This window comes from Streptomyces sp. NBC_01439, assembly GCF_036227605.1.
Lineage (GTDB): Bacteria > Actinomycetota > Actinomycetes > Streptomycetales > Streptomycetaceae > Streptomyces.
The window spans coordinates 3,324,538-3,343,078 of record NZ_CP109487.1 but is presented as its reverse complement, the minus strand read 5'-3'; the positions used below and the strand labels follow the sequence as shown (position 1 = coordinate 3,343,078).

The 18,541-nt window shown below is 71.5% G+C and carries 19 protein-coding genes; 9 read left to right on the top strand and 10 right to left on the bottom strand.

The window, feature by feature from the left end:
• Positions 1-33 precede the first annotated feature (33 nt).
• Together OG207_RS14365 and OG207_RS14360 are read left to right on the top strand one after the other, a co-directional pair.
• Positions 34-705: a hypothetical protein gene (locus tag OG207_RS14365; protein ID WP_329098945.1), complete on the top strand. Its 672-nt coding sequence runs from the start codon at positions 34-36 to the stop codon at positions 703-705.
• Between the two features lie 108 nt (positions 706-813).
• Positions 814-1,032 (top strand): DUF6458 family protein, encoded by a 219-nt coding sequence (locus tag OG207_RS14360; RefSeq protein ID WP_329098944.1) that lies wholly within the window; start codon positions 814-816, stop codon positions 1,030-1,032.
• A 27-nt stretch (positions 1,033-1,059) separates the two neighbouring features.
• Here the strand turns inward: OG207_RS14360 and OG207_RS14355 are convergent, their stop codons facing one another.
• Both OG207_RS14355 and OG207_RS14350 read right to left on the bottom strand, forming a co-directional pair.
• Positions 1,060-1,188 carry a hypothetical protein gene (locus tag OG207_RS14355; protein WP_329098943.1) on the bottom strand — a complete coding sequence of 43 codons (129 nt, stop codon included), beginning with the start codon at positions 1,186-1,188 and terminating at the stop codon, positions 1,060-1,062.
• 86 nt (positions 1,189-1,274) lie between these two features.
• Positions 1,275-1,430 (bottom strand): hypothetical protein, encoded by a 156-nt coding sequence (locus OG207_RS14350; RefSeq protein ID WP_329098942.1) that lies wholly within the window; start codon positions 1,428-1,430, stop codon positions 1,275-1,277.
• A 156-nt stretch (positions 1,431-1,586) separates the two neighbouring features.
• Between OG207_RS14350 and OG207_RS14345 the strand changes: the two genes are divergently transcribed.
• The gene (locus tag OG207_RS14345) at positions 1,587-2,318 is read left to right on the top strand and encodes an XRE family transcriptional regulator (protein ID WP_329098941.1); all 732 of its coding nucleotides are present in this window, start codon (positions 1,587-1,589) and stop codon (positions 2,316-2,318) included.
• Between the two features lie 10 nt (positions 2,319-2,328).
• The gene (locus OG207_RS14340) at positions 2,329-2,799 is read left to right on the top strand and encodes an NUDIX hydrolase (RefSeq protein ID WP_329098940.1); all 471 of its coding nucleotides are present in this window, start codon (positions 2,329-2,331) and stop codon (positions 2,797-2,799) included.
• Here OG207_RS14340 and OG207_RS14335 read toward each other — a convergent pair.
• The 3 genes from OG207_RS14335 to OG207_RS14325 are packed head-to-tail and all read right to left on the bottom strand — an operon-like array spanning position 2,787 to position 5,073.
• Positions 2,787-3,350 carry an HD domain-containing protein gene (locus OG207_RS14335; RefSeq protein WP_329098939.1) on the bottom strand — a complete coding sequence of 188 codons (564 nt, stop codon included), beginning with the start codon at positions 3,348-3,350 and terminating at the stop codon, positions 2,787-2,789. The two genes, OG207_RS14340 and OG207_RS14335, sit on opposite strands and share 13 nt — an antisense overlap.
• Positions 3,351-3,382: 32 nt before the next feature.
• Entirely contained in the window at positions 3,383-4,498 is a 1,116-nt protein-coding gene (locus OG207_RS14330) for a glycosyltransferase (RefSeq protein ID WP_329107627.1), read from the bottom strand.
• 8 nt (positions 4,499-4,506) lie between these two features.
• Positions 4,507-5,073 carry a WcaF family extracellular polysaccharide biosynthesis acetyltransferase gene (locus tag OG207_RS14325; protein WP_329098938.1) on the bottom strand — a complete coding sequence of 189 codons (567 nt, stop codon included), beginning with the start codon at positions 5,071-5,073 and terminating at the stop codon, positions 4,507-4,509.
• Positions 5,074-5,140: 67 nt separating this feature from the next.
• On the opposite strand from OG207_RS14325, the gene OG207_RS14320 reads away from it, so the two are divergent.
• The gene (locus tag OG207_RS14320; RefSeq protein ID WP_329098937.1) at positions 5,141-6,664 is read left to right on the top strand and encodes a hypothetical protein; all 1,524 of its coding nucleotides are present in this window, start codon (positions 5,141-5,143) and stop codon (positions 6,662-6,664) included.
• A 116-nt stretch (positions 6,665-6,780) separates the two neighbouring features.
• Here OG207_RS14320 and OG207_RS14315 read toward each other — a convergent pair whose 3' ends face one another.
• From OG207_RS14315 to OG207_RS14305, 3 genes are read right to left on the bottom strand one after another with little or no spacing between them, the layout of a single operon-like run.
• Complete coding sequence (locus tag OG207_RS14315) at positions 6,781-8,007, bottom strand: hypothetical protein (protein ID WP_329098936.1); 1,227 nt, start codon at positions 8,005-8,007, stop codon at positions 6,781-6,783.
• Positions 8,004-9,764, bottom strand: coding sequence for a lipopolysaccharide biosynthesis protein (locus OG207_RS14310; RefSeq protein ID WP_329098935.1), 1,761 nt, complete (start codon positions 9,762-9,764; stop codon positions 8,004-8,006). Before OG207_RS14310 ends, OG207_RS14315 begins: the two co-directional genes overlap by 4 nt.
• Positions 9,761-10,972 (bottom strand): glycosyltransferase, encoded by a 1,212-nt coding sequence (locus OG207_RS14305; RefSeq protein ID WP_329107625.1) that lies wholly within the window; start codon positions 10,970-10,972, stop codon positions 9,761-9,763. The genes OG207_RS14310 and OG207_RS14305 overlap by 4 nt, the downstream gene beginning before the upstream one ends.
• Before the next feature lie 165 nt (positions 10,973-11,137).
• Between OG207_RS14305 and OG207_RS14300 the strand changes: the two genes are divergently transcribed.
• Positions 11,138-11,626 carry an adenylyltransferase/cytidyltransferase family protein gene (locus tag OG207_RS14300; protein WP_030009114.1) on the top strand — a complete coding sequence of 163 codons (489 nt, stop codon included), beginning with the start codon at positions 11,138-11,140 and terminating at the stop codon, positions 11,624-11,626.
• Here the strand turns inward: OG207_RS14300 and OG207_RS14295 are convergent.
• Both OG207_RS14295 and glgX read right to left on the bottom strand, forming a co-directional pair.
• Positions 11,607-12,329 (bottom strand): CDP-alcohol phosphatidyltransferase family protein, encoded by a 723-nt coding sequence (locus OG207_RS14295; protein ID WP_329098934.1) that lies wholly within the window; start codon positions 12,327-12,329, stop codon positions 11,607-11,609. The genes OG207_RS14300 and OG207_RS14295 overlap by 20 nt on opposite strands.
• Positions 12,330-12,444: 115 nt before the next feature.
• On the bottom strand, positions 12,445-14,754 hold the full coding sequence (gene glgX, locus OG207_RS14290) for a glycogen debranching protein GlgX (protein WP_402694975.1): 2,310 nt from the start codon (positions 14,752-14,754) through the stop codon (positions 12,445-12,447).
• Positions 14,755-14,936: 182 nt separating this feature from the next.
• Here glgX and OG207_RS14285 point away from each other — a divergent pair, with 182 nt between their 5' ends.
• The 3 genes from OG207_RS14285 (at position 14,937) to OG207_RS14275 (ending at position 18,433) form a co-directional block, all read left to right on the top strand.
• The gene (locus tag OG207_RS14285; RefSeq protein WP_329107619.1) at positions 14,937-16,157 is read left to right on the top strand and encodes a L,D-transpeptidase; all 1,221 of its coding nucleotides are present in this window, start codon (positions 14,937-14,939) and stop codon (positions 16,155-16,157) included.
• 179 nt (positions 16,158-16,336) lie between these two features.
• The gene (locus OG207_RS14280) at positions 16,337-17,578 is read left to right on the top strand and encodes a L,D-transpeptidase (RefSeq protein WP_402694976.1); all 1,242 of its coding nucleotides are present in this window, start codon (positions 16,337-16,339) and stop codon (positions 17,576-17,578) included.
• Between the two features lie 87 nt (positions 17,579-17,665).
• Positions 17,666-18,433, top strand: coding sequence for an enoyl-CoA hydratase/isomerase family protein (locus OG207_RS14275; protein WP_327737501.1), 768 nt, complete (start codon positions 17,666-17,668; stop codon positions 18,431-18,433).
• Positions 18,434-18,541: the final 108 nt, after the last annotated feature.

Sequence of the window (18,541 nt, the reverse complement as noted above, 5' to 3'; positions counted from 1 at the left end):
GCTGCACACCCCCTTGAGTACGGGAGCCTTCCGATGTACCGACGCTCCGCAGCGGCTGCTGTCCTGCTGGCCGCCGCCCTGACGCTGACCGCCTGCAGTTCCGGCGGTGACAAGGCCGACGCCGGCGCCGAGCCGAAGCCCCCGGCCTCGTCGTCGGCCCCCGACCCGGCGGATGCTCCGCAGCCGTCGACCGACCCGAACGCGAAGCCGACCGGCCCCGTCCTGCCGGACGCGAAGATCACTCCGAAGACGGGCAGCTTCACGGCGGAGGAGAAGAAGTACCTGAGCGGGCGGGTCCCCGACAAGGTGGACCCGGCGTCCGTGCTGCAGGGCGGCCAGGACGCCTGCCAGCGGGTGCAGCGCACCGCGAAGCACGACAAGGACGCGGCGACCGGAGCCGTCATCACCGGCGAGATCCCGGGCGCCAAGGACGCGATCACCCTCCTGTGCCCGGACCAGAAGCCGATCCTCGCCGCGGCGGAGAAGGGCTTCCCCGAAGGCCCCCGGCCCTCGCCCGCGGCGGGCAGCTACCGGGCGCTCACCCAGGCCACGAACTGCACCTGGGAAGCCAAGGGCAAGGACGGCGCCACCCTCGCCTCGGGCCCCGAGACCCCGCCCAAGGCGGGCGACAAGATCACGGCGACGATCCCGGCCGGCACGGCGGAGTTCAACTCCTCCGGCTGCTACGCCTGGATCCCCGCGTAGCCGACCGACGACGCCCCCGAGGACCGGACTCCCGGCCCCTGGGGGCGTTTTCGTACCCCGAAGCCGGGTACCCGCGCGGACACAGTCCCGACAGCGGAAGGCGGACCCATGGGCATCGGCGGATGCATCGTCCTGATCGTGGTGGGGGCCGTCCTCACCTTCGCCAGCGACTGGGAGCTGGAGAGCGTCAACCTCGACCTGGTCGGCCTGATCATGATGGCGGTCGGCGGCATCGGCCTCGCGGTCTACACGAGCATCTACAAACGCCGCCGCGTCCCGGGCACCGCGATCCCGGTGGTGGACGACCGACACCGGGACGTCATCTGACGCCGCGGATGCATTTGTGCGCTCCGGCTAAGGGGCGAGTGAGATGTTGCCGACGGCCGTGGACCATTCGATGCCGGAGGCGGGCCGGATGTAGGCGAGTCGGACCCAGCGCTCCTGACCGTCGTGATTGAGTACGCTCTCGCACACGACGGCCATCAACCGGCCCCTTCCCTTCGACGCGATGTCTTCCACGACATGCCCGATCCACGGGTGATGCTCATGCCCGAACGAGCCGCCCCCGGTCATCGCTCCTCCTGCTGCCTGCCGTAGTGGGTGGCCGCTGCCGTGAGGAAGCGGGTCCAACCGCGTGCGGCGAGGGCGAGCAGGCGCGAGCTCGGGCCCGGCGGGAGTTCGGGCAGCGCTACCTTGCGGCGCCTGCTCGTGCGTTGCTGACTCATGGTTCGGACTCCAGGAGAGTGCGGAGCCGGAGGGTGTCCGGACACCCCGTAGGAAACCGCGCTGAGTAGTGGACGCATCACGGCCTGTGCGGACGTTCGGGGACGTCCGGAGCTACCGTTGAAACGTCCCGGCGTCCCACGGGGAAGGCCACCCTCATGGCGAACGAGCGTCTGCGCGCCTCGATCTCGGCGAACTCCGCCACCATCCAGTCGGTTGCTGTGCAGGTAGGGGTGGACCCCAAGACGGTGGAGCGATGGATCACGACCGATCGGACTCCGCACCGCACCCACCGATGGAAGACCGCCACCTTCCTCGGCGTGGACGAGGTCTATCTCTGGCCGTCGATCGCCCGGCAGGCCGAGACGGCGAGCGCTTCCGAGCTGGTGACGTACTACCCGCACCGAGGTGTCGTGCCCGCCGATCTGTGGTCATCCCTGATCGACAACGCCGTGAGCCACGTCGAGGTCCTCGTCTACGCCGGCCTGTTTCTCTTCGACGGCCATCCAGAACTGGCCGAACGGCTCTCCCGCAAGGCACGGGCGGGCGCCCAGGTACGCATCCAGCTGGGGAACCCGGCTTCCGAGGTGCTCCGGCAGCGAGGCGAGGAGGAGGGCATCGGCGCGGACCTCGCCGCCCGTGCGCGCATGACACGGCGCTACCTCGAACCCGCCATGGCGACACCGGGGGTGGAGGTCCGGCTGCACGAGACCATCCTCTACAACTCTCTGTACCGCTTCGACGACGACGTACTCGTCAACCCTCATGTGCTGGGAGCTCCCGCGGGCCAGAATCCGGTCCTGCACTTTCGCTACATCCCGGGCGGCCGGAGCTTCAGGCACTACATGAGGAGTTTCGACTACGCCTGGGATCGAGGCACTTCGGCCTAGGGTGGCGGTCATGGCCCGAGTGGACTACTTCGACGACCCCAACGCGCCGGTCGCGAACAGCATCGTTCCGTCCGTGACCGCGGTCGCCCTCGACGACGACGGCCGGGTCCTGCTGATCCACAGAACCGACAACGACCTGTGGGCCCTACCGGGAGGAGGCGTGGACACGGGAGAGTCCGCCGCCGATGCGGCCGTACGCGAGACGCGCGAAGAGACCGGGTTCGACGTCGAGGTGACCGGGCTCGTCGGGCTCTACACCGACCCGCGGCACGTCATCGCGTACGACGACGGGGAAGTCCGCCAGCAGTTCTCGATCTGCTTCTCGGTACGCATCGTGGGAGGGAAACTCCGAACGAGCAGCGAGAGCAAGGAAGTGGCCTTCCTGGCTCCGGATGAGCTGGATGCGATGCGGATCCATCCGTCGATGCGGCTGCGCATCGATCACGGGATCGCCGATCGGTCCGAGCCCTACATCGGCTGATTCGTCATCGCGGCGTCGGCGCGGGCGACCGCTGCCGCCAGGTACGGGACGGCTGCGCTGATCGCCGTGTGGACCTCGCTGCCCGGTGCGTAGCGGGTCAGGATCTCGTCGATGCGTTCGGTGAAGCCCAGCCGCTGACCCGCCGGACCCGTCGTCATGTCGGCGCAGGTCAGCGCGTCCAGGACGGCCGACTCCTCCCGCTCGTACACGGCGAGCTCGGCCGACAGACCACGCTGCTCGGCCTCGTACACGGCTCCGGAGTGGTGGGCGACCAGGCGGACGAGTCGCCCGTCGGCGCCCAGTGATGCCAGGTACCGGGCCCCGTCCAGGGGGTGGAAGCCGCTGTCGCGGAGCTGCGGCGCATAGCCGATGTCGTGCAGCCACGCCGCCGCGACCAGCAGCTCCCTGTCCGCCTCGGGCACGGACCGGGACAGCTCCCGCGCCCGCTGCGCGACGCCCTGGGTGTGCAGCCAACGGTCGCCCAGCGAAGGCAGCAGGGACTGCGCCAACCAGGCCGCTCCCTGCGGGGATTCCAATGGGGAAGAGGGCATGGCCCACACCGTATCGACGTGGGCCGCCCCCCTCAGTGGCGGATGCGCTCGTAGACCGGGAGGAGGGTGTCCAGGACCGCGTCCATGGAGAAGGACTCCGCGGCCAGTTTGCGGGCCGAGCGGGAGGCCTCGTGGTTCGCGGTCGGGTCGAGGAGGTCCAGGACGGCGGCGGACACGCCCGCCGGGCCGGGGTCGACGGCGCGGCCGGCGCCGGTGCGGGCGATGTCGCGGGCCAGGCCGTTGGAGTGGGTCACCACGGACGGGACGCCCACCGCGAGGGCTTCCAGGACCGACATGGGGAACGGCTCGTCCACCGACGGCAGCACGTACACGTGGGCGCGGCGCAGCTCGGCCAGGACCTCCGCGCTGGAGAGCGCCCCCGGGACCGTGAACCGGTCGGTGAGTCCCAGTGTCCCGATCCGTTCCCGTACGGCGGCCAGCTCGCCCTCGTCCGGCCCGGCGACCACGAAGTGCGCGTCCGGGTGGGCGGCGAGGACCGCCGGGGCCGCGTCCACGAAGTCCACCGGCCGCTTGCGGGCCTGCAGGCGCGCCGAGTACAGGACGCGCGGCGGGCCGCTGGGCGCGGGCCGTTCCTCCTGCGCCGGGGTCCCGTTGACCAGGCGGACCGCCTGCGCCAAGGGCGGCGCGCCGACCACCGCGTCCAGTCCCTCCCGCTCGTGCGGGGTCAGGTACAGCACCGCGTCCGCGCCGCGCAGCAGCCGGCGTACCGCCACCGCGTCCAGCACCTTGGCCAGCAGCTTCTCGCTCGGGTCCACCATGCCGTGGGTCTGCAGCACCAGCGGCTTGCCTGCCCGCAGCGCCGCCAGGGCGACCGGCAGCGTCACCAGGTCCCGGGCCAGGTGGACATGGACGACATCGGCGTCCCGCACCAGCCGGCCGGCCGAGGCCAGCAGGGCGGGCGAGGTCATCCCGCTGAAGCCGAGGGGGAGCAGCCGGCGGGCCGGGAACAGCTGCGCCGGAACGCCCTCCACGGAGGTCGGCCACGGATCGAAGCCCTCGCCGAGCGCGAGCAGCCGCGCCTCGTGGCCCCGGGCCCGCAGCCCCTTCGCCAGGTTCAGCGCGACCCGGACCGGTCCGCCGAACGCGTGCGAGGGGGAGTGGAGCGTGACGGCGTGCAGGACTCTCATCGCGGCACTCACTTCGGCTCCTCCACCGGGCGGCGGTGCCCGTCCTGGGTCTGCAGGGTCAACTCGGGCAGGTCCTTGTGGACCACGGCTCCGGCCCCGGCGACCGCGCAGCGGCCCACCGTGACCCCGGCGAGCACGGTCGCCCGTACCGCCACCCACGCGCCGTCCTCGACCACGATCGGGGCGTTGCGGTAGCGGAAGTCGGCGGCCCGGTGGTCGTGCGAGCCGGTGCACAGCATGGCTTCCTGCGAGACGCACACGTTCGCCCCGATGGTCACCGGCTCCAGGTTCAGCAGCCAGGCTCCCTCACCTATCCAGGTGTGGTCCCCGATGTCGAGCTTCCACGGCCACAGCACCCGCACCCGGTGCCGGATCAGCACGCCCTCGCCGATCTTCGCGCCGAAGGCCCGCAGCAGCGCCACGCGCACCCGCGCCGGACAGAACCAGCTCATGAACAGCGTGTTCATCACGGCGAACCAGAGCGCCTGCGTCAGCAGCCCGCGGCCCTTGTCATACCCGGCCAGCGTGAAGGAAGGAAGATCCCGCAACTGTCGCCCCCATCTACACTCCGCCATGCCTCCCCGGGCGCGGCCCGCTCAGACTAGACTGCCCGCGGACCAGGCACATCGGGTGGGGGCGGCAGTGACGACGGACATACGCAAGCCCCCCGCGACGCCCGCGAAGCAGCCGGTCCCGTCCCCCTTCGAGGACGAGAGCCTGTGGGGTCGGGCCACCCTCCCGCGCACGCTCCTCTCGCGCGCACTGTCCGTCCCGCTCGCACTCGGATTCACCGTCTTCCTGCCGCTGTTCGTCGCCGCCCAGACGGGCGCCGGCGTCCGCGACGCGGCCTTCTGGCTCCAACTGCTGCTCACCATGTACGCGGGCGCCCGGCTCTCCGCGATGGTGCTCACCAGCCGCCGCAAGCTGCTGCAGGGCTCCTTCTGGCTCTTCGTCTACATGGCCATGGGCGTGGCCCCCCTCGCGCAGGCCGTCCTCGGCCAGGTCCCCACCCCGGTCGTCGGCCCGCGCTCCGACCTGACCATCGCCATCGGGCTCGTCCTGCTCGGCTGCACGGCCTTCGACGTCGGCGTGCTGCTGGCCCGGCACCGGCCGGCGGTGCGTGCGGGCGGGTCCCAGAGGAACTCGAAGCCCGTCATGGCGCACCGGCGCCGGCTCCAGCTCCTGACGGTCCTGTCGTTCCTCTGCAGCGCGGTCTTCATCATGAAGCTGGGCGGCCCGGCGGTCTTCTTCTCCAGCCGCCAGGAGATCATCGCCGGCATCGAGGAGGCGGGCGTCTCCAACGGCGACGGCCAGGCCGGTCAGGCCCTGCTGCGCGGCTTCGGCACCGTGCCGGCCCTGCTCGCACTGCTCCTTTACACCCGCTGGTTGATCACCTCGAAGTTCGCCCGCCGCAAGGTGTCGATCATCGTCACGTGGGCGGCGCTCGCCTGCCTCAACCTGATCGTCAACAACCCGATCTCGAACCCCCGGTACTGGTTCCTGACGGTCATGTTCGCGCTGCTGTTCACCGTCTTCCCGGTGAGCGCGGCGATGTACCGGGTGGCGCTGTCCATGGCGGTGGTCGTCGCGCTCCTGATCTTCCCGTTCGCGGACCGCTTCCGCTACGACGAGAAGAACTACCGGCCGGTCGAGACCACGTCCTTCCTGGAGCCCATGGCCCTCAAGGACTACGACCAGATCGGCATGTTCGCGAACACCATCACCTTCTCGGAGTCGGGTCCCGGGCACTTCTACGGCCGCCAGCTCGCCGGGTCGATCTTCTTCGCGGTGCCCCGCTCGATCTGGGAGGGCAAGCCGCGGGACACGGGCGTGATGGTCGGCCAGTGGATGGGCACGGTCAACACCAACCTCTCCTCTCCGATCTGGGCGGAGCTGTGGCTGGACTTCGGGCCGCTGGGCATGGGGGCGGGGCTGCTGGGCATGGGGTACGCGGCGGCCCGCATCGACCGGCGCTACGCGACGCGGGCCACGCGGCGCAGTCCCCCGGGGAGCCTGATCTCGGTGGTGGTCCCGCTGGTCGCGGGCTACTCGTTCATCCTGCTGCGCGGGCCGCTCCTGCAGGCCTCGGGCCGTGTGGCGATCGCCGCCCTCTGCCTTGCGCTGGTCGCGACCTACCGCTCGGACAAGTCCACCACCTTGCGCTAGCCCTGCCCGGGCGGGCCGCGGTGAGGTCTGCCAGGACTCTGTCCGCGCCGCCGCTTCCCGGGGCTCCGCCCCGGACCCCGCGCCTCAATCGCCGGCGGGGCTGAAAGAGCCCGGGGTCAGGCCGCAGCCGCAGGCTCCGGTTCCCGTGAGCCGGCGGCGGCCGGGAGGCCGGTGACGCGCCACCAGGCGGCCAGGGCCTTGAGGGCCGAGCCGGCCGCCAGGCCCCACGCGGCGCCCGCAATGCCCCACACCACGTACCCGCCGAGCAGCAGCCCCACGGACAACAGCGAGAACACCACCTGCAACGACAGGGTGGCCTTCGGCGCGAGCACCCGCAGGGTCAGCAGCGCGCACGTGCCGAGCCCCATCGCGGCGTACTGCGCCCCCGTGGCCGGCAGCAGCGCGGACGCGCCCGCCCAGGTGTCGCCGAGCAGTTCCCGGCCCAGCCGGTCCGGCAACAGGTACAGGGCCGTGGCCCAGCCCGCGCCGACCGCAGCGAGTACGAGTCCCAGCGCGGCCGTCGCCCGCACCGTGGCCCGCTTGCCGCCGAGCCGGCCGAGCACCGGCGGTCCGAACGCGTTCGCCGAGTTGAACAGCACGTTCAGCGGCCCGAAGAGCGTGGTCGCACCCCGCAGCGCGCCGACGGCCAGCGGCGTCGCGAAGACACCGAGGCCCAGTACGGCGAGCTGGCTGGAGCCGTTGCCCACCGCGAACTCGACCACGAACCGCTGCCCCAGGTGCCCCCGTTGCAGGTACGGCCTCAGGTCCGTGCGGGAGCCGCGTGCGTACGGTCGCAGCAGCCACAGTCCCACCGCCAGCGCGGGCAGTGCGGACAGACCCCACACCAGCACCAGCCGCCCCGCCGAGGCCCCTTCGGGCTGCAGGGCGAGCGCCGCGACCACGCACACCAGGCGCAGCGCGTCGGCGGCCAGCGCCCGCTGCGGGGCGCGCAGCGCGGAGAAGCAGTACCGCAGGCCGTCCTGGAGGAGCACCAGCGGCAGTACGAGGCCCAGTGCGAGGAAGGCGGTCCCGGTGGCCCCGGCCAGCGCGAGGCCCACCACCAGCAGCAGCGCGCCCACGGCGGCCGACGCGGCGGCGGTGAAGGCCAGCGCCGAGCGGCACGCGGCGCCGAGCCCCTCGCCCTTCTCCAGCACCAGGCTCTGGCCGACGTAGGCCATGTTCAGTCCGAGGAGCACGCTGAAGGTCACGTACACCATCGAGAAGTCGGCGAACCCGGAGGCCGAGGAGAGTCGGGCGGCCAGCACCAGGACCAGGATGTTCGTGGCGCTGGACGCCGCCTGGTCCAGGACCGAAGCGACGGCGGCGAGGCCGCGTCGGCTCATCTGCGGCCCATGCGGACGGTGCGCAGCGCGACGGTGTCGGTGCCGTCACCGGGGATGTGCTGTTCGGGCTCGGCCACTTCGTACGGGATCGGCTGCGGCGCGGACCGCCCGGGCTTGGGAGAGGTCCCGGAGCCCCCGGCGGGGCCGGTGGGGGCCGGGCCGGCCTTGTCCTTGCCGCGGCCGCGCTTCTCGCCGGGCAGCGGTGCGTGCAGCACCGCGCCGAGCACGGTGCCGCCGGCGCCGCTGATCAGCTCGCGGATCCGGGACAGGTCGGTGCGGTGCACGGCGCGCGGGTCGCAGACGACCAGGACGCCGTCGACGCGGTCGACGAGGGCGAGGGCGTCGGCGTAGGAGAGCACGGGCGGAGCGAGCACGACGACCGTGGAGTTGGGGGAGTCGGCCTCGGAGATCAGCCGGGTGGCGCGGGCCGAGGTCAGCGAGCGCGGGACGTTGCGCGCCTGCCCGCCCGGGATGAGGTCGAAGGATCCGGACTCCCCGGCGTCCACGACGAGCTGGCGCCCGTCGGGCCATTCGGTGTCCGAGTGACGGCCGGCCGCGTTCGGGCTGCCCGGGGTCTGGCTCCAGCGCGGCCTGCCGCCGGCGTCCGTCGGCAGCTGGCTGGCCAGGACCGGGGTGCGCAGGTCGGCCTCGATGAGCAGGACGTCCTTGCCGGTCTCCGCGAAGGAGGCGGCGAGGTTCACGGACACCGCAGCGGCGGTCTCGCTGCTGCCGCGCGGGGCGACGACGAGCAGGCGGCGCCGGTCGGCGAAGCGGGAGTCGTAGGCGAGGCGGAAGGCCACCGAGCGGTACTCCTCGGCGAGCCGGGGATCGGCCTCACCGGCGGCGAGCAGCGGTCCGCCGCCCGTGCGGTCCCGGGGCAGGTAGCCGAGGACCGGTGCGCGCAGGGCCCGGGCGACATCGCCCTCGGAGCGCGGGGCCGGATCGAAGACGAGGCGGACCCAGGCGGCCAGCAGACCGAGTGCGAGGCCGACGGCCGCACCGAGCGCGAGCGACATGATGATGCCGGGACCGTCGGTGGCGGTGGGTGCGGTCGCCGCGCTCGTGACGCGACCCGGGGTCATGTCCAGGGCTTCGAGCTTGGTGATCTTGGTGTTGTAGCCGCCGACCTCGCTCTGCAGGTCGGTCTTGGCGGAGCTGGCTGCGTCGCGTCCGGCGCCGGCCGGCATCCGGGCGATCTCCTTCGACGTCTCGTCGAGCTGCTTGGCGATCGGGTCGCGCTGCTCCTTGTAGCCCTTGACCATCTTGTCGCGGGTGGCGTCGAGGGCCTCCTGCCGCTTCGTCAGGTAGGCCTCGGTCATCGCGTTGGCGCGCTTGGCGGCCTCCTTGGCGGAGTCCGCGGTGTACGTGAAGCGCAGCACCATGGTCTGCGGGGGGTTGGTGACCTGGAGCCCGCTGCGCAGGGCGGCGAAGCCGGACGAGCCCACGCCGAGCTTCTTCGCCGCCTCGTTGGCTATGGAGGAGCTGAGCGCGACCTGGCGCTCCGAGCCGATGTTGATCGCCTTGTCCGGGGCGAGGCTCGGGTTGAACGGGTCGTCGGTGGGTGCGCGCAGGACGACGTCGGCGGTCGCGACATAGGTGTCGGCCGTGGAGATGCCGAGGTAGACGCCGCCCAGCAGACCGATCCCGATGCCCGCGCCGATGAGCCTGCGGTAGCGCAGGAGCTGCCGGAACTGATCTCTGAGGAGATCGGGTTCGTCGTCGACCGGTGCCGCTGCAGGGCGGTTCGTCTCGATCACGGCCGGGTTCCCCCAAGTGCTTCGTCTATCAGTGCGTCGATGCGGGCCAGGCCCGCTTCGCGGCTCAGGTGGGCCGCCACGTGGCGGGGTCCGGCCGCTCCCAGTGCGTCCGCGCCCTCAGGGTCCTCGGCGAGGGCCCGTACGGCCTTCAGCAGGGCTTCGGGGTCCTCCGGCGGTACGAGCACCCCTGCGCCCGAGCGTTCCACTTCCTGGGCGGTTCCGCCCTCCGCGGCCACGGAGGCCACGACGGGCCGACCGGTCTGGAAGTACGAGGTCAGCTTCGACGGGACGCTCATGTCCAGCACGGCGGCGTGCTGCGTGACCGCGAGAACGTCCGCCGCCGCGAGGATATCCGGGAACTCGCCGTCAGCGGCAGGGGGGATGATGTCCAGATTCGGTACATCCGCCGCGAGATCGGACAGGGCCGCCCGCTGGCTGCCGTCGCCCATCAGGACGAATCGGACGCTCGGATCCAGCCGGGCGGCGCCGACGAGGACTTCGAGACCCTGCTTGAGGCCCATGTTCCCGGAGTGCAGGACGACGGTCTCGCCGGGGGCCCAGCCGAGGTGGTGGCGGGTCTCGCCGCGCGGCTTGGTGGGCACCGGCACGTGGGACCAGTTGGGGACCAGGCGGATCTTGTTCGGGTCCACGCCCATGCCGACGACCCGGTCCACGAAGGTCTCGTGGATGACGCCGACCAGGGTGGCGCGCTTGAGGGCGTAGGCCTCGGCGCGGCCGGCGATCGCGGCGGCCTTGTCGCCGCCGCTGATCCCGCTCTGTGCGGCGGCGGCGCCCATCAGGTCCTGGACGACCGGTATGTACGGGACCTTCCAGCGCGCCGCGAGCCGCGCGGCGAGCACGCCACCGGCCAGGCTGGGCATCTGGGCGAGGACTGCGTCCGGCCTCGGCATTTTCGGCGGGGCCACGGCGCCGTGCAGCAGAATCGATCCTTCGAAAAGGGCCCGCTTCACGGCGGTCTGGCGCGGCGGCACGGTGTGCGCACGCCGGTGCACGGTGACCCCCGCGCGCCGTTCCGTCCGCTGGAACGCGCCCTTGTACTCCGGTTCGAGCGACCACGCCGGGTAGTGCGGCATGCCGGCCAGCACGTGGGTCTCGTGACCGAGATCCGCCCAGTGCTCCGCGATCTGGGTCGCATACGGGCCGATCCCCGCGTGCTCCGGAGCGTAATTGGTGGAAACCAGCAGCATGCGCCGCTGACCGGATCTGGACACCGTGCGTCCCCTCTTCCCCTGGATGATGCGCACGTCACCCTATTCGTTCACCCGCGTGCTGCGGAACGTGCACGCTATTGTCTGCTAATCCGCTACACCGGGGGGTGTGGCCGCTGGGGGTAAATGATGACGGAGCACGACATGTCCGACCTTGGCGCGCCTGCGCGTCGACCGTATCGAGTCGGCTACGCGCCCGGCGCCTACGATCTGTTCCACATCGGACACCTCAACATCCTTCGGCACGCCCGGAGCCAGTGCGACTATCTGGTCGCCGGAGTCGTCTCGGACGAGATGGCCGAGCTCGCCAAGGGGCGCCGCCCGATGATCCCGCTCGTCGAGCGGCTGGAGATCGTGCGTAGTGTGAAGTACGTCGACGCGGCTTTCGTCGAGACGGTCCCCGACAAGGTCGAGACCTGGAAGCAGGTCCGCTTCGACGTCATCTTCAAGGGAGACGACTGGCGCGGCACGCCCAAGGGCGACCGACTGGAGAAGGACTTCGCGGCCCACGGCGTCGACGTCGTGTACTTCCCCTACACCGTCCACACGTCCAGCACCCAGCTGCGCCGGGCACTGGACGCGCTCGCCGAACCGGCCCCGGCGCCGGGCCAGGTCACCGGCGAACGGCGTTGAGCTCCCGGAACCACTTCGCGAGGAACGCCAGCAGGAACAGCGCGGCGACCACGCCCAGTCCCGCGTACGCCCACACGAACAGCTTCCCACCGCCGAGCAGCAGGAACACCAGGCAGAACACCCCGTAGTCCACGGGCAGCAGGGCCACCGCGCGCGCGGTCGACGGTGCGGCGGCCGGGCTGCCGGGAGCCGGCTTGGGCTTCAGCTTCTCGGTCAGCAGCCCGCCGAAGAAGGTCACCACCGCGGCGAACTGGAAGCCCAGCGGCACCAGCAGCCAGCCGTCCGCGCCCGTCCCGTACGCGTCGGGGAAGCGGTAGAAGGCGATCAACACGCACGAGTGCAGGGCGGTGAGCTTGGCGGCGTCCACCACGTGGTCGAGCCATTCGCCGGCCGCGCTGCCGCCGCCGCGCAGCCGGGCGAGCTGCCCGTCGGCGGAGTCGAAGGCGAAACCGACGGCCAGGGCCGCCCACACCGCGATCCCCAGCCCCCACGAGGGGGCGGCCAGCGCGACCGCGGCCACGGCGGCGAAGCTGAAGACGGCACTGATCAGCGTCACCTGGTTCGGGGTGAGCCCCAGCGCGTACGAACCGGCGGCCAGGTACCGCCCGGCGGGCCGGTTGACGAACCGGGAGTAGAGCGACACCCCCTTCGCCGACTTCTGCGCCCCGCGCAGTTCCTGCAGCGCGGTCGTGACTCTGCCCATGCAGGGACCCCCTCCGAGACGATGTCGAACACATCATCGCAGCACGAACGGGGAGACTGGTTCCGGATGTCGGGTACGTCCGGAACCAGAGTTGCCGACCGGTCCGGTCCGCCGCTCAGCCCACCACCTTCAGCAGCAGCACCGACCGCGCCGGTACCGTCAGGGTCTGCCCGCCGCGGTGCCGGGTCCGGGGAGGGTCGGCCTGGGCCTCCAGGGAGGTGTCCAGGACGACCTCGTACACCTCCGCCCAGGGCGCCCCCGGCAGCGCCCACGCCACCGGCCGGTCCCCGGTGTGCAGCACCGCGAGGAAGCTGTCGTCCGTCACCTGCCGGCCCCGCTCGTCACGGCCCGGGATGTCCCGCCCCGACAGGTACATCCCCAGCGAGGCGGCCGGCGCGTACCAGTCCCGCTCCGTCATCTCCGCGCCCGCCGGGGTGAACCAGGCCAGGTCACGCAGCCCATCCGCGCCCTGCGAGCGCCCGGAGAAGAACGCCCGCCGGCGCAGCACCGGATGGGCGTGGCGCAGCCCGATCAGCCGGGATGTCAGGGAGAAGAGCGACTGCCAGGCCGGATCCTCCAGCAGCGACCAGTCCACCCAGCCCGTCTCGTTGTCCTGGCAGTAGGCGTTGTTGTTGCCGTGCTGCGTCCGCCCGAACTCGTCCCCGGCCACCAGCATCGGCACGCCCGTGGACAGCAGCAGCGTGGTGAGCAGGTTGCGCAGCTGGCGACGGCGCAGCGCCCCGACCCGGGGATCGTCGCTCTCGCCCTCCGCCCCGCAGTTCCAGGACCGGTTGTCATGGGTGCCGTCCCGGTTCGCCTCCCCGTTCGCCTCGTTGTGCTTGCGCTCGTAACTCACCAGGTCGCGCAGGGTGAAACCGTCGTGCGCGGTCACGAAGTTCACCGACGCGTACGGCCGCCGCCCGCCCCACGCGTACAGGTCGCTGGAGCCCGACAGCCGGTAGCCGAGGTCCCGCACGTCGGGCAGCGCGCCCCGCCAGAAGTCCCGTACGGCGTCCCGGTAACGGTCGTTCCACTCCGTCCACAGCGGCGGGAACGCCCCCACCTGATAACCGCCCGAGCCCACGTCCCACGGCTCGGCGATGAGTTTCACCCGCCGCAGCACCGGGTCCTGGGCGATCACCGCGAGGAACGGCGACAGCATGTCCACGTCGTGCATCGACCGGGCCAGCGCCGCCGCCAGGTCGAAGCGGAAGCCGTCCACTCCCATCTCGGTGACCCAGTAGCGCAGCGAGTCGGTGATCAGCCGCAGTACGTTCGGGCGCCCCGCGTGCAGGGTGTTCCCGCAGCCCGTGTAGTCGGAGTACCGCCGCTGGTCGGACTGGAGCCGGTAGTAGCCCCGGTTGTCGATCCCGCGCAGCGACAGCGTGGGGCCCAGCTCGCCCGCCTCCGCCGTGTGGTTGTAGACCACGTCGAGGATGACCTCGATGCCGGCCGCGTGCAGGGCCCGGACCATCCGCTTGAACTCCCCGACCTGCTGCCCGGCCGTCCCGCTCGCCGAGTACGCCGCGTGCGGGGCGAAGTAGCCGATCGAGTTGTAGCCCCAGTAGTTGCGCAGCCCGCGGCGCAGCAGATGGTCCTCGTGCGCGAACTGGTGCACCGGCAGCAGCTCGACCGCCGTCACGCCCAGCGCCGTCAGGTGCTCGATCGCCGCCGGGTGGGCCAGGCCCGCGTAGGTGCCGCGCAGCTCCTCGGGAACACCCGGATGGCGCATCGTGAAGCCGCGCACGTGCAGTTCGTAGATCACCGAATCGGCCCAGGGGGTCTTCGGCCGGACGTCGTCCGCCCAGTCGTCGTCATCGTGGACGACCACGCCCTTCGGGACGAACGGCGCGGAGTCCCGGTCGTCGCGCACGGTGTCCGCGATGTACTGCTGCGGCCAGTCCCGGACGTGCGCGTACACCTCCGGGGGCAGCGTGAAGTCCCCGTCGACGGCCCGCGCGTACGGGTCCAGGAGCAGCTTCGCCGGGTTGTAGCGGGCGCCCGTCCAGGGATCCCAGCGGCCGTGCACCCTAAATCCGTACCGCTGCCCGGGGCGTACGCCCGGCACGAACCCGTGCCAGATCTCGTGCGTGTGCTCCGTCAGGGTGCAGCGGGTCTCGGCGCCGGCCTCGTCGAACAGACACACCTCCACCGCCTCCGCGCCCTGCGCCCACAGGGCGAAATTGGTGCCCGCGGTCCCGTCCGGACCGTGGTGGAACCGGGCCCCCAGCGGATGCGAGGACCCCGGCCACACCGGTGCCCCCGGACGCGCGTGCATCCGTAACACCTGGCCCGTGACCTGGCCGTTCGGCCGCTCCTTCAGTCGGCCGTCGATGTGCGGTACGGGCACGGCCCGGCCGCTCCGCACCGCTTCCGCGGCATTGCTGACGGCTTCCACCGCCTCCTGCTCGGCTGCGCTCGACACTGCCCGCCTCCACGGCTCCTGGGTACCGGCGGGGGTAGGGGAGAGTGCGGCCCCGGCGTCCCGGCCTGGGCCCGCCCCCGTCTGGTCCTTCACACTGTTCTGCCCGGACAGTTCTGCCCGGAACGTGGCCCGCGCTCACGTTTCCCCCGCACCGCCCGGTCGTTGGAGGGATCGTGACACTTCTGACGAGGCGGGCAGGGGCGGGCTTGGCCGCCGTGGCGGCATGGGCGGGCCTGCTGGGCGGCCTGGCCGGATGCACCCAGGACGGCAAGGCCCCGGTCGAGATCCAGCTGCCCGGCAAGCCCCGCTCGCCGGACGAGGCCATCCGCATCACCCCCGACGACAACGCGAAGGGGGTCCCCGCGGACGGAAGGCTGTCGGTCACTGTGCCCGAGGGCCGCCTCGAGCGGGTCGTCGTCACCAAGGTGGAGGACGCGCAGCAGGAACAGGTCCCCGGCGCCATCGCCGACGACGGGCTCAGCTGGAGCCCCGACCCCGAGTCCGGACGGCTCGCGCTCGCGGCCAAGTACACCGTGGACGCCGTCGCCCTCGACGGGCACGACCGCCGCCAGGCCCGCCACACCACCTTCACCACCTACGTTCCCGAGGAGCGGTTCATCGGCTACTTCAAGCCCGAGAACCGCTCGACCGTCGGCACCGGGATGATCGTCTCCTTCCGGTTCAGTCAGGCGATCGAGCGCCGCGCCGAAGTGGAGCGGGCCATTTCCGTCACCTCGGATCCGGGCGTGCAGGTCGTCGGCCACTGGTTCGGGCGGGAGCGGCTCGACTTCCGGCCCAAGGAGTACTGGAAGCCCGGCACCAAGGTCACCGTGAAGATGGACCTGCGCGACATCGAGGGCGCGCCCGGCGCGTACGGCATCCAGGACAAGACGGTCGGTTTCACCGTGGGCCGCTCCCAGATCTCCACCGTGGACGCGGAGGCGCACACCATGGAGGTCCGCCGGGGCGGGCAGCTGGTGTCGACCGTCCCGATCAGCGCCGGGGCGCCGAAGACCCCCACGTACAACGGCAGGATGGTGGTGATGGAGATGTTCGACGTCACCCGCATGAACGGCCAGACCGTCGGCTTCGGCGGCGAGTACGACATCCCCGACGTACCGCACGCCATGCGGCTCACCTCCTCCGGAACCTTCCTGCACGGGAACTACTGGTCCAGCCCCGACACCTTCGGCACCACCAACGTGAGCCACGGCTGCGTGGGCCTGCGCGACGACAAGGGCGGCGGCTCCGACACCCCGGCCGGCTGGTTCTTCGACCGGACCCTCGTGGGGGACGTGGTGGAGGTCGTGAACTCGCAGGACAAGACCGTCGCCCCGGACAACGGGCTGGGCGGCTGGAACATGTCCTGGGCGGACTGGGTCGCAGGCTCCGCCATCGCCTGACCCTCGGCGGCCGTCCCCTCGGGATTGGCCTGATCACCTACCGTTTCCCGACCACGGAGGCGACCTCCGCAGCACTTCTCCGGGCAGTTGGGACGGAACGGTGACAAGACCGTGGCTCATCGTGATCCCTCCGTGTGATTACCTGTCAACAAGCGCGCGACAGTCCGCGCGCGGGGGACATGGGGAGAACACGAGTGAACGTGCAGCCGATACGCGGCCGCGCCCGCACCGGCCTGGGGGCCCTGTTGCTGGGGGCGGCCCTGCTGTTCACCACCGCGTGCGGTGGCGGTGGCGGCAGCAACAGCGGCGGCAGCGGTGCCGACAACGCCGGGGGTGGAGGCAAGACCGGTACCGAGGCCTCCAAGGCGGTCGTCAGCGTCAAGCCCGACGACGGGGCCAAGGAGGTCGCCACCAGCGGCGTCCTGAAGATATCGAGCACGGGCGGCAAGCTCAGCACGGTGGCCGTGGCGGACACCAAGGGCAACGCGGTAGAGGGCAAGATCGCCGACGACGGCGCCACCTGGGAGCCGGCCCGCCACCTGGCCTCCGCCACCGAGTACAAGGTGCACGCGGTCGCCAAGGACGAGGCCGGCCGGGAGTCCGCCAAGGACACCACCTTCACCACCCTGACCCCGACCAACACCTTCGTGGGCCACTACACGCCCGAGGACGGCGCCACCGTCGGCGTGGGCATGCCGGTCTCGATCACCTTCACCCGCGGGATCACCAACCCCGAGGCCGTCGAGAAGGCCATCACGGTCACGGCCGAGCCGGCCGTCCAGATCGAGGGCCACTGGTTCGGCAACGACCGCCTCGACTTCCGTCCCGAGAACTACTGGGCCGCGGGCACCAAGGTCACCGTGAAGCTCGCCCTCGACGGGGTCGAAGGCCGCCCCGGCGTCTACGGCAAGCAGACCCGGACGGTCACCTTCACCATCGGCCGCTCCCAGGTCTCCACGGTCGACGCGAGCACCAAGCAGATGGAGGTCGTCCGTGACGGCCAGGTGCTCAAGAACGTTCCGATCACCGCGGGCGCCCCGTCGACGACCACGTACAACGGTCAGATGGTCATCAGCGAGAAGTACGAGGTGACCCGGATGAACGGCGCGACCGTCGGCTTCGGCGGCGAGTACGACATCGCCGACGTCCCGCACGCCATGCGCCTGTCGCAGTCGGGCACCTTCGTGCACGGCAACTACTGGGCCTCCTCCGGCACCTTCGGCTCGTCGAACGTCAGCCACGGCTGCGTGGGCCTGCGCGACCAGCGCGGCGGCGGCGACCCCGACGCCCCCGCGGCCTGGTTCTTCAACGAGTCGATGATCGGCGACGTGGTCGTCGTGAAGAACTCCAAGGACAAGCAGATCGCCCCGGACAACGGCCTCAACGGCTGGAACATGCCGTGGGCGGAGTGGATCAAGTAAGTACGCCGCCCGCGCGGCCGGAGCGGCCCGGTGCTGTGACCCACAGCACCGGGCCGCTCCGCGTTAACCGACGCTAACCTGACCCGTATGACCCTCTCTCTCGAAGTCTCCGAAGGCGTCGGCACCATCCGCCTGGACCGGCCGCCCATGAACGCCCTGGACATCGCCACCCAGGACCGGCTGCGCGAGCTCGCGGTGGAGGCGACCGACCGGACGGACGTCCGAGCGGTCATCATCTACGGCGGCGAGAAGGTGTTCGCGGCGGGCGCGGACATCAAGGAGATGCAGACGATGGACCACGCGGCGATGGTCGCCCGGTCCCGCGCGCTCCAGGACGCCTTCACGGCCGTCGCCCGGATCCCCAAGCCCGTCGTCGCGGCCATCACCGGCTACGCGCTGGGCGGCGGGTGCGAACTCGCCCTGTGCGCCGACTACCGGATCGCCGCCGACAACGCCAAGCTCGGCCAGCCCGAGATCCTGCTCGGCCTGATTCCGGGCGCGGGCGGCACCCAGCGGCTCTCCCGGCTGATCGGTCCGTCCAAGGCCAAGGACCTGATCTTCACCGGGCGCATGGTCAAGGCCGACGAGGCGCTGACCCTCGGCCTGGTCGACCGGGTGGTGCCCGCCGCCGAGGTGTACGAGCAGGCGCACGCCTGGGCCGCCAAGCTGGCGCAGGGTCCGGCGATCGCGCTGCGCGCCGCCAAGGAGTGTGTGGACGCGGGTCTGGAGGCCGACATCGACACGGGTCTCACCATCGAACGCAACTGGTTCGCGGGCCTGTTCGCCACCGAGGACCGCGAGCGCGGGATGCGCAGCTTCGTCGAAGAGGGTCCGGGCAAGGCGAAGTTCGTCTGAGTCGGGACCTCGGCCGAGGAACTCGGTCCTCCCTGTGGGTGGATTAGCCAGGCCTTAAGCCAGCCTTAAGGGGAATGAGTGATCCACTCGCTGTGATGAGTTCCGCGC

Coding starts and splice junctions, on each gene's coding strand:
- OG207_RS14280 (WP_402694976.1), top strand. CDS start 16,337: ATGGGGAGAACACGAGTGAACGTGCAGCCGATACGCGGCCGCGCCCGC.
- OG207_RS14305 (WP_329107625.1), bottom strand. CDS start 10,972: ATGCTGCTGGTTTCCACCAATTACGCTCCGGAGCACGCGGGGATCGGC.
- OG207_RS14340 (WP_329098940.1), top strand. CDS start 2,329: ATGGCCCGAGTGGACTACTTCGACGACCCCAACGCGCCGGTCGCGAAC.
- OG207_RS14355 (WP_329098943.1), bottom strand. CDS start 1,188: ATGGCCGTCGTGTGCGAGAGCGTACTCAATCACGACGGTCAGGAGCGC.
- OG207_RS14315 (WP_329098936.1), bottom strand. CDS start 8,007: ATGAGCCGACGCGGCCTCGCCGCCGTCGCTTCGGTCCTGGACCAGGCG.
- OG207_RS14295 (WP_329098934.1), bottom strand. CDS start 12,329: ATGGGCAGAGTCACGACCGCGCTGCAGGAACTGCGCGGGGCGCAGAAG.
- OG207_RS14345 (WP_329098941.1), top strand. CDS start 1,587: ATGGCGAACGAGCGTCTGCGCGCCTCGATCTCGGCGAACTCCGCCACC.
- OG207_RS14350 (WP_329098942.1), bottom strand. CDS start 1,430: ATGAGTCAGCAACGCACGAGCAGGCGCCGCAAGGTAGCGCTGCCCGAA.
- OG207_RS14365 (WP_329098945.1), top strand. CDS start 34: ATGTACCGACGCTCCGCAGCGGCTGCTGTCCTGCTGGCCGCCGCCCTG.
- OG207_RS14335 (WP_329098939.1), bottom strand. CDS start 3,350: ATGCCCTCTTCCCCATTGGAATCCCCGCAGGGAGCGGCCTGGTTGGCG.
- OG207_RS14325 (WP_329098938.1), bottom strand. CDS start 5,073: ATGGCGGAGTGTAGATGGGGGCGACAGTTGCGGGATCTTCCTTCCTTC.
- OG207_RS14300 (WP_030009114.1), top strand. CDS start 11,138: ATGTCCGACCTTGGCGCGCCTGCGCGTCGACCGTATCGAGTCGGCTAC.
- OG207_RS14360 (WP_329098944.1), top strand. CDS start 814: ATGGGCATCGGCGGATGCATCGTCCTGATCGTGGTGGGGGCCGTCCTC.
- OG207_RS14275 (WP_327737501.1), top strand. CDS start 17,666: ATGACCCTCTCTCTCGAAGTCTCCGAAGGCGTCGGCACCATCCGCCTG.
- OG207_RS14330 (WP_329107627.1), bottom strand. CDS start 4,498: ATGAGAGTCCTGCACGCCGTCACGCTCCACTCCCCCTCGCACGCGTTC.